General features: G+C 73.4%; 1 protein-coding gene. It reads left to right on the top strand.

Annotated features, from left to right (window positions below; genetic code table 11):
- Positions 1-2: 2 nt before the first annotated feature.
- Positions 3-9,470 (top strand): type I polyketide synthase, encoded by a 9,468-nt coding sequence (locus ACMCNK_RS01865; RefSeq protein WP_412734623.1) that lies wholly within the window; start codon positions 3-5, stop codon positions 9,468-9,470.
- Positions 9,471-9,524: the final 54 nt, after the last annotated feature.

Below are 9,524 nucleotides of genomic sequence, written 5' to 3' on the forward strand. Positions count from 1 at the left end.
ACATGGAAGACAAGCTCCGTTACTTCCTCAAGCGGGTGACCGCCAACCTGCACGAGACGCGACAGCGTCTCCACGAGGTGGAAACGGCCAGCGGGGAGCCCATCGCCATCATCGGCATGGGCTGCCGGTTCCCCGGCGAGGTGCACAGCCCTGAGGACCTGTGGGAGCTGCTGGCCAACGGCACCGACGCGGTCGCCGCGCTGCCGCAGGACCGCGGGTGGGACCTCGGCGATCCGGACGACCCCGACACGGGGGGCGCCCGAGTGCGTTCCGGCGGCTTCCTGTACGACGCCACCGGGTTCGACGCCGGCTTCTTCGGGATCAGCCCGCGTGAGGCGTTGACGATGGACCCGCAGCAGCGGCTGCTGCTGGAGGTCGCCTGGGAAGCCCTGGAACGGTCCACGATCGACCCGGCGTCGCTGCGCGGCACCAGCACCGGCGTGTTCGCCGGCGCCTCCGCCTCCGGGTACGCGTGGATGAGCAGCAAGCAGGGCGAGCACGACGGCCACACCATGACCGGCAACGCGACCAGCATCCTGTCCGGCCGGGTGTCGTACACCCTGGGCCTGGAGGGCCCGGCCGTCACGGTCGACACCGCCTGCTCGTCGGCGCTGGTCGCCCTGCACCTGGCGGTGCAGTCGCTGCGCGGCGGCGAGTGCTCCCTGGCGCTCGTCGGCGGCGCGTTCGTCGCGGCGACCCCGGTGCTGTTCACCGACTTCAACGAGTCGCTCGGCCTGTCCCCGGACGGGCGCTGCAAGACGTTCGCCGAGTCGGCCGACGGCATGGGCGTGGCCGAGGGCGTCGGCGTCCTGGTCGTCGAACGCCTCTCCGAGGCGCGGCGCAACGGGCACAAGATCCTCGCGGTGGTCCGCGGTTCCGCGGTCAACCAGGACGGCGCGTCCAACGGCCTGACCGCCCCGAACGGCCCCTCGCAGCAGCGGGTCATCCGGGCCGCGCTGGCCGGCGCGAAACTGTCTGCCTCCGACGTGGACGTGGTCGAAGCCCACGGCACCGGCACCCCGCTGGGCGACCCGATCGAAGCGCAGGCGCTGCTGGCCACGTACGGCCGGGAGCGCGGCGACCAGCCGCCGCTGTGGCTCGGCTCGGTGAAGTCCAACATCGGTCACGCCCAGCAGGCGGCCGGCATGGCCGGTGTCATCAAGATGGTCCTCGCACTGCAGAACGAGAAGCTGCCCGCCACGCTGCACGCCGACCAGCCGACCTCGCACGTGGACTGGTCGGCCGGTGAGGTGCGGCTGTTGCAGGACCCGGTGGCGTGGCCCGCGGGGGAGCGGGTGCGCCGTGCGGGCGTGTCCGGGTTCGGGATGAGCGGCACCAACGTGCACGTGATCCTGGAGGAGGCACCCACCGCCGTCGCGGCCGAGGAGTCCCCGGCCGAGGACGACGACGGGCTCGCCGAGGCGGTCGCGGACGCCGACGGGACCGGCGAGGCGGCGTCCGAGCCGGCCCGGCTGCCCGTACTGCGGGCGGGCGACGTCAGCGCGTGGCCGGTGTCGGCGCGTTCGGCCGCCAGCCTGGAGCGGCAGGTGGAGCGGCTGCGGGCCTGGGTGGCCGCGCACCCAGGCACGGCACCGGGCGACGTCGGCTGGTCGCTGGCCGCATCGCGGTCGGTGTTCGAGTACCGCGCGGTCACGGTCGGTGATTCCCCGCTGTCCGGCGTTGCCCGTACGGGTGTCCGCCCGGTGTTCGTGTTTGCCGGACAGGGTTCGCAGTGGGCGGGCATGGGCCGTCAGCTGCTGGCCGAGTCGCCGGTGTTCGCGGCCAAGCTCGCCGAGTGTGAGCGTGCTCTGACACCGCTGGTGGACTGGTCGCTGTCGGAGAAGCTGACCAGCGCCGCAACGCTGGACACGGCCGATGTGGTGCAGCCGGTGTTGTGGGCGGTGATGGTGTCCCTCGCCGCGGTGTGGGAGGCGTCCGGCGTGACCCCGCAGGCCGTGGTCGGCCACTCGCAGGGTGAGATCGCCGCGGCGACGGTGGCGGGTCTGCTCAGCGTCGAAGACGCCGCCCGGGTGGTGGTGGCCCGGTCGCGGGCGTTGTCGAGTCTGTCGGTGTCCGGGTCGATGGTGTCGGTCGTCATGCCGTCGGCCGCCGTCGAGGAACTGGTCGAGCGGTGGGACGGCCGCCTGTCCGTGGCCGCGATCAACGGCCCCGCAACCGTCGTCGTCTCCGGCGAGCCGGACGCCCTGGAGGAGTTCGAGCGGGAGCTCGCCCGTCAGCACGTCCTGCGGTGGCGGGTCCCGGAGACCGACTTCGTCGCGCATTCCCCCGTGGTCGAACCGCTGGAGTCGGTTCTGGCCGCGGAACTGGCCGGGATCACGGTGTTGCCGGGCCGGGTGCCGATGGTGTCGACCGTGACCGGTGACTGGCTGGGCGACACCCCGGTCGATGCGGCGTACTGGTACGCCAACCTGCGGCGGATGGTGCGGTTCGAGCAGGCCGTGCGGGTGCTGGTCGAGGCCGGGCACACCGCGTTCGTGGAGGTGTCGCCGCATCCGGTGCTGACCGCGGCGATCGAGGAGACCGCGGAGGGTGTGTCCACGGTGGGCACGCTGGAGCGCGACCACGACGACACGGCCCGGGTCCTGAAATCGCTGGGGCAGGCGTGGGTTGCGGGGCTGCCGGTGGATTGGAAGGCCGTCCTGCCCGCGGGTGAGCTGGTCGACCTGCCCACCTACGCATTCGACCACCACCGCTACTGGCTGGAGCCCGCCACCGACAGCCCCGACACGGCCGGATCCGGGCTCGGCACCGTCGCCGAAGCACGCTTCTGGGCCGCCGTCGAAGGCGGCGACCGCGCCCACATCGCCGAAGTCCTGGAGATCGAGGACCAGCACCACCTCGACGAGGTGCTGCCCGCACTGGCGTCGTGGCGCCGCCGCGAACAGGACCGCTCGCTCACCGCCAACTGGCGCTACCGGGTGACCTGGACCCCGGTCCCCGAACCCCGCACCACCGCACTCACCGGTACCTGGCTCGTCATCGCCGCCGCCGGACAGGGCCGCCCCGACGTCACCGCCGCCCTGGAGGCCCGCGGCGCCGACGTCGTCGCGATCGAACTCCCCGCCGACCGGGACCGGATCACCACCGAGCTGTACGACCTCGGCACCGACGTGGGCGACGTGACCGGCATCGTCACCCTGCTCGCGCTGGACGAGTCCCCGCTGCCGGAGTTCCCGGCGGTCAGCCAGGGACTCGCCGCGACCCTGGCGGTGCTGCAGACGTTCGACCAGATCGGCCTGGACGCCCCGCGCTGGGTCCTCACCTGCGGTGCGGTCGCCACCGCACCCGGCGACCCGCTGCCCAGCCCCACCCAGGCCCAGGCTTGGGGACTCGGCCGCGTCGTCGGCCTGGAGAACCCCGACCGCTGGGGCGGCCTGATCGACCTGCCCGCCGTCCTCGACGCCAAGGCTGCCGCCCGGCTCGCCGCCGTGCTCGCCGGCACCGGCGAGGACCAGGTCGCGATCCGCCCGTCCGGCATCATCGGCCGGCGCCTCACCCAGGCCCCGCGGCCCCGCAACGCCGCCGAGCGGTGGACGCCCCGCGGCAGCACCCTGATCACCGGCGGCACCGGCGCGATCGGTGGCCACGTGGCCCGCTGGCTCGCCGAACGGGGCGCGCCCCGCCTCGTGCTGACCAGCCGCTCCGGCCCGGCCGCCGCCGGCGTACCGGCCCTGGCGGCGCAGTTGGCGACCGCCGGCGCCCGCGTCGACGTCCTGGCCGGCGACGCCGGGATCCGGCCCGACCTGGCCGCCGTCCTGTCCCGCATCGACGCGACCGGCCCGCAACTGTCGGCCGTCATGCACACGGCCGGCATCGGCCCCACCGCCCCCGTCGCCGGCACCACACCGGAACTCCTGGCGGCAGTGCTCGGCGCCAAGGCGACCGCCGCGGCGCACCTGCACGAGCTGACCCGGGACCGGGACCTGGACGCGTTCGTGCTGTTCTCGTCGATCTCGGCGACGTGGGGCAGTGGCCTGCAGTCGGCGTACGCGGCGGCGAACACCTATCTGGACGCGCTCGCCGAGCACCGGCGTGGTCTGGGCCTGCCGGCCACCTCGGTGGCGTGGGGCCCGTGGGGTGGCGGCGGCATGACCGACGCGGAAGGCGCCGCCCAGGGCGTACGGCGAGGTCTGATGACCATGGAGCCGCGGCACGCCGTACGCGCCCTGGCCCAGATCCTCGACGCGGGCGAAGGCCAGGTCACGATCGCCGACGTCGACTGGAACCGGTTCGCACCGCCGTTCACGCTGCGCCGCCCCAGCCCCCTGATCGCCGACCTGCCCGCGGTCAAACGTGTCCTGGACAGCGGACCCGCGGCGCCCGGCGCCGAAGCGGACGGCGGCTCCGACCTCAAACGGCAACTGGCCGGCCTGTCCCGCGCCGACCGCCTCCGCACCCTGGTCGGCCTGGTGCAGTCGCACGCCGCCGCCGTCCTGGACTACCCGAGCCCGGACGCGGTCGACGCCCACCGCGCGTTCAGCGACCTCGGCTTCGACTCGCTGACCGCGGTCCAGCTCCGGAACCGGCTCAGCGGCGCCGCCGACCTGCAGTTGCCCGCCACCCTGCTGTTCGACGCGCCCACCCCGACCGCCGCCGCCGAATTCCTGCTGGCCCAGCTGGGCGACGCACCCGGCGCAGCCCCGGCCGCCCCGATCGCCGCGGCGGTCAGCGACGAACCGATCGCGATCGTCGGCATGGCCTGCCGGTACCCCGGCGGCTCGGACAGCCCCGACGACCTGTGGAAGGTCGTCGCCGCGGGCACCGACGCCATCGCGGCGCTGCCGGAGAACCGCGGCTGGCGCCTGCAGGACCTCTCCGACCCCGGGTACGCCGGCGACGCCGTACGATCCGGCGGTTTCGTCTACGACGCCGACGGGTTCGACGCCGGATTCTTCGGGATCAGCCCCCGCGAGGCGTTGACCATGGACCCGCAGCAGCGCCTGCTGCTGGAGGTCGCGTGGGAGGCCCTCGAACGCGCCGGGATCGACCCCGCATCGATGCACGGCTCCGCCACCGGCGTGTTCGCCGGCGCCTCCGCCTCCGGATACGGCTGGAGCGCGGGCCTGCAGGGCCGCCTCGACGGGCACCTCGTCACCGGCATCTCGACCAGTGTCGTGTCCGGCCGGGTGTCGTACACCCTGGGCCTGGAGGGCCCGGCCGTCACCGTGGACACCGCCTGCTCGTCGTCGCTGGTCGCGCTGCACCTGGCCACCCAGGCCCTGCGGTCGGGCGAATGCACCACCGCGCTGGCCGGCGGTGTCATGGTGGCCGCGAACCCGCTCCTGTTCGACCAGTTCAGCCGCCAGATGGGCCTCGCACCGGACGGGCGCTGCAAGCCGTTCTCCGCGTCGGCCGACGGCATGGGCCTCGGCGAGGGCGCCGGCATGCTCGTCCTGGAACGCCTGTCCGACGCCCAGCGCAACGGGCACAGGATCCTCGCGATCGTCCGCGGTTCCGCGGTCAACCAGGACGGCGCGTCCAACGGCCTGACCGCCCCGAACGGCCCCTCGCAGCAGCGGGTCATCCGGGCCGCGCTGGCCAGCGCCCAGCTGTCCGCCTCCGACGTGGACGTGGTCGAGGCGCACGGCACCGGCACGGTGCTCGGCGACCCGATCGAGGCGCAGGCGCTGCTGGCCACGTACGGCCAGGAGCGCGGCGACCAGCCGCCGCTGTGGCTCGGCTCGCTCAAATCCAACATCGGTCACACCCAGGCCGCCGCCGGCGTCGCGGGCGTCATCAAGATGGTCCTGGCGCTGCAGAACCAGCAGATTCCCGCCACCCTGCACGCCGGCGAGCCGTCGCCGCACATCGACTGGTCGGCCGGCGACGTGCGGCTGCTGCAGGAGCCGGTGCCGTGGCCGGCCGGTGAGCGGGTCCGCCGCGCCGGCATCTCCTCGTTCGGCATGAGCGGCACCAACGTGCACCTCATCCTGGAGGAGGCGCCCGCCGAGTCGCCCGCCACACCCGACCGCGACCCGGCCGGACCGCCGGTGGTGCAGAGCGCCGCGGTGTGCGCATGGCCGGTTTCGGCGCGTTCGGCGGTCAGCCTGGCCGGTCAGGCGGGTCGTCTGCGGGAGTGGGTGGCTGCGCATCCGGGCGCGGTGCCGGGTGATGTGGGCTGGTCTCTGGCGGTGTCGCGGTCGGTGTTCGAGCATCGTGCGGTCGTGTTCGGCGAGGACCGGCCCGCGTTGATCGACGGTCTCGGCACGCTCGCCACCGCCGGCTCCGCGGCGGGTGTGGTCTCTGGCGTTTCGGGTACGGGTGTCCGCCCGGTGTTCGTGTTCGCCGGTCAGGGTTCGCAGTGGGTGGGGATGGGCCGTCGGCTGCTGGCCGAGTCGCCGGTGTTCGCGGCGAGGCTCGCCGAGTGTGAGCGTGCTCTGGCGCCGCTGGTGGACTGGTCGCTGTCGGAGAAGCTGTCCAGTGGTGACTCGTTGGACACCGCTGATGTGGTGCAGCCGGTGTTGTGGGCGGTGATGGTGTCCCTCGCCGCGGTGTGGGAGGCGTCCGGCGTGACCCCGCAGGCCGTGGTCGGCCACTCGCAGGGTGAGATCGCCGCGGCGACGGTGGCGGGTCTGCTCAGCGTCGAAGACGCCGCCCGGGTGGTGGTGGCCCGGTCGCGGGCGTTGTCGAGTCTGTCGGTGTCGGGGTCGATGGTGTCGGTCGTCATGCCGTCTGCCGCGGTCGAGGAACTCGTGCGGCAGTGGGACGGTCGTCTGTCGGTGGCGGCGGTGAACGGCCCGGCGACCGTGGTCGTCTCGGGCGAGCAGGAGGCGCTGGCCGAGTTCGAGCGGACGCTGGCGCGTCAGCGCGTGTTGCGGTGGCGGGTTCCGGAGACGGATTTTGTGGCGCATTCCCCGCTGGTCGAGCCGCTCGAAGCGGTCCTGGCGGCGGAGTTGGCGGACATTGCGGTGTTGCCGGGCCGGGTGCCGATGCTGTCGACGGTGACCGGTGACTGGCTGGGGGACACTCCGGTCGATGCGGCGTACTGGTACGCCAACCTGCGGCGGATGGTGCGGTTCGAGCAGGCGGTGCGGGTGCTGGTCGGCGCGGGGCATACCGCGTTCGTGGAGGTGTCGCCGCATCCGGTGCTGACCGCGGCGATCGAGGAGACCGCGGAGGGTGTGTCCACGGTGGGCACGCTGGAGCGCGACCACGACGATGCCGCCCGGGTCCTGAAATCGCTGGCGCAGGCGTGGGTTTCGGGGCTGCCGGTGGATTGGAAGGCCGTCCTGCCCGCGGGTGAGCTGGTCGACCTGCCCACCTACGCGTTCCAGCACCAGCCGTACTGGCTGGAACCGACCCCGACCGCGGACACCCCCTCGGACGGCGCCGCCGTCGACACCGAGTTCTGGGCCGCCATCGAGAACGCCGACCTCAGCCGGCTCGGCGACACCCTCGCCATCGACACCGCCCGTCCCATCGCCGACCTGCTGCCCGCGCTGGCGTCGTGGCGCCGCCGCGAACAGGACCGCTCACTCACCGCCGGCTGGCGGTACCGGGCGACCTGGACACCGGTCCCGGACACCGGCGCGGGCGCGCTGACCGGGGCGTGGCTGGTGCTGCGTCCCGAAGGAACCCGGACGGACGTGGCCGACGCCCTGGCCGCCCGCGGCGCCGAGGTCACCGTCGTCGACGTCCCGGCCGGGGTCACCGGCTCGGCAGAGCTGAACTCCCTGCTGACCGGCGCCCTGCCGGACAATGCCGTGACCGCGGGTGTGGTCTCGCTGCTCGGCCTGGACGAAACAGCTGTGCCCGGCACGCCGGTGGTGAGCCGCGGCCTCGCGGCGACGCTCGGACTGACCCAGGCCCTTGGCGACGCGGGCATCGACGCGCCACTGTGGGTGCTGACCTGCGGCGCGGTGGCCGCCGGGCCGGGCGAGACCCTGACCAGCCCCGTCCAGGCGCAGCTGTGGGGGCTCGGCCGCGTGATCGCCCTGGAGTACCCGGAACGCTGGGGCGGCCTGGTCGACGTTCCCGCCGTACTCGACGAGCGGGCCGGCGGACGGCTGGTCAGTGTGCTCGCCGACCGGGGCGAGGACCAGGCCGCGATCCGGACGACCGCGGTCCTCGGCCGCCGCCTCGCCCACCTCCCGGCGCCGCGCACCCCGGCCGGGCCGTGGACGCCCCGCGGCAGCACCCTGGTCACCGGCGGCACCGGCGCCATCGCCGGCCACGTCGCCCACTGGCTGGCCGAACGGGGTGCACCCCGGGTCGTGCTGACCAGCCGGACCGGCGCCGCCGCCGACGGCGTGCCCGCACGGGCGGCGCGACTGGCCACCGAGGGCACCCGGGTGGACGTGGTGACCTGCGACATCGGCGACCGTGCCGCCCTGTCCGGGCTGCTGGACTGGATCGACACGGGAGGACCGGAACTGTCCACGGTGCTGCACACCGCGGGCATCGGCCCGGCCGCCGCGGTCAGCGACACCACCACCGGTGACCTGTCCCGCATCCTGGCCGCGAAGGCGGCCGGCGCCACGCATCTGCACGAGCTGACCCGCGACCGGGACCTGGATGCGTTCGTGCTGTTCTCGTCGATCTCGGCGACGTGGGGCAGTGGCCTGCAGTCCGCGTACGCGGCGGCGAACACGTATCTGGACGCGCTCGCCGAGCACCGGCGTGGTCTGGGCCTGCCGGCCACCTCGGTGGCGTGGGGCCCGTGGGGTGGCGGCGGCATGACCGACGAACAGGGGGCCGCCCAGGGTGCACGCCGCGGACTGTCGGTCATGCAGCCGGACCAGGCGGTTCAGGCCCTGGCCCAGATCGTGGACGCCGGCGAAGGCCTCGTGACGATCGCCGACGTCGACTGGGACCGGTTCGCGCCGCCGTTCACGCTGCGCCGCCCCAGCCCTCTGATCGGTGACCTGCCCGCGGTCAAGCAGGCACTGGCAGCCGCCGAACCGGCCGCGGCCGAAGCGAACCCGGACGCCGGTGCGGCGCTGCGGCAGCGGTTGGCGGGCCAGCCCAAGGTGGAGCAGCAGCGCATGCTGGTTTCGCTGGTGCAGGCACAGGCCGCCGGTGTGCTCGACTACCCGAGCCCCGATCTGGTCGAGGCGACCCGCGCGTTCAGCGACCTCGGCTTCGATTCGCTGACCGCAGTTGAACTGCGTAATCGCATCAGCGCCGCCACTGACCTGCAGCTACCGGCCACCCTGCTGTTCGACTGTCCCAATCCGACCGCGCTCGCCGACTATCTTTGGCACCAACTGTTCCAGGGTGAATTGATGCCGGTGTCGCTGGTGCAGGAGGTCGACCGACTCGGTTCCCTCCTGGCCGACGCAAAGCCGGACAGCGACACGATCCCACTGATTTTGGAGCGTCTGCAGGGACTTGTCGCCCAGTGGACGGCGAGTACGACGTCAACGAAGCACGAGGTAGTCGCGGAGAAAATCGGGGCCGCCACCGACGACGAGATTTTCGACTTCATTCACCGAGAACTCGGCCGGTAGGGACACCCGATATCGCGCGTTCCTGGCCTCCATAGTTCGAGCGAGTGAGGTTCC

Source organism: Krasilnikovia sp. MM14-A1259 (assembly GCF_047159535.1).
GTDB lineage: Bacteria > Actinomycetota > Actinomycetes > Mycobacteriales > Micromonosporaceae > Actinoplanes.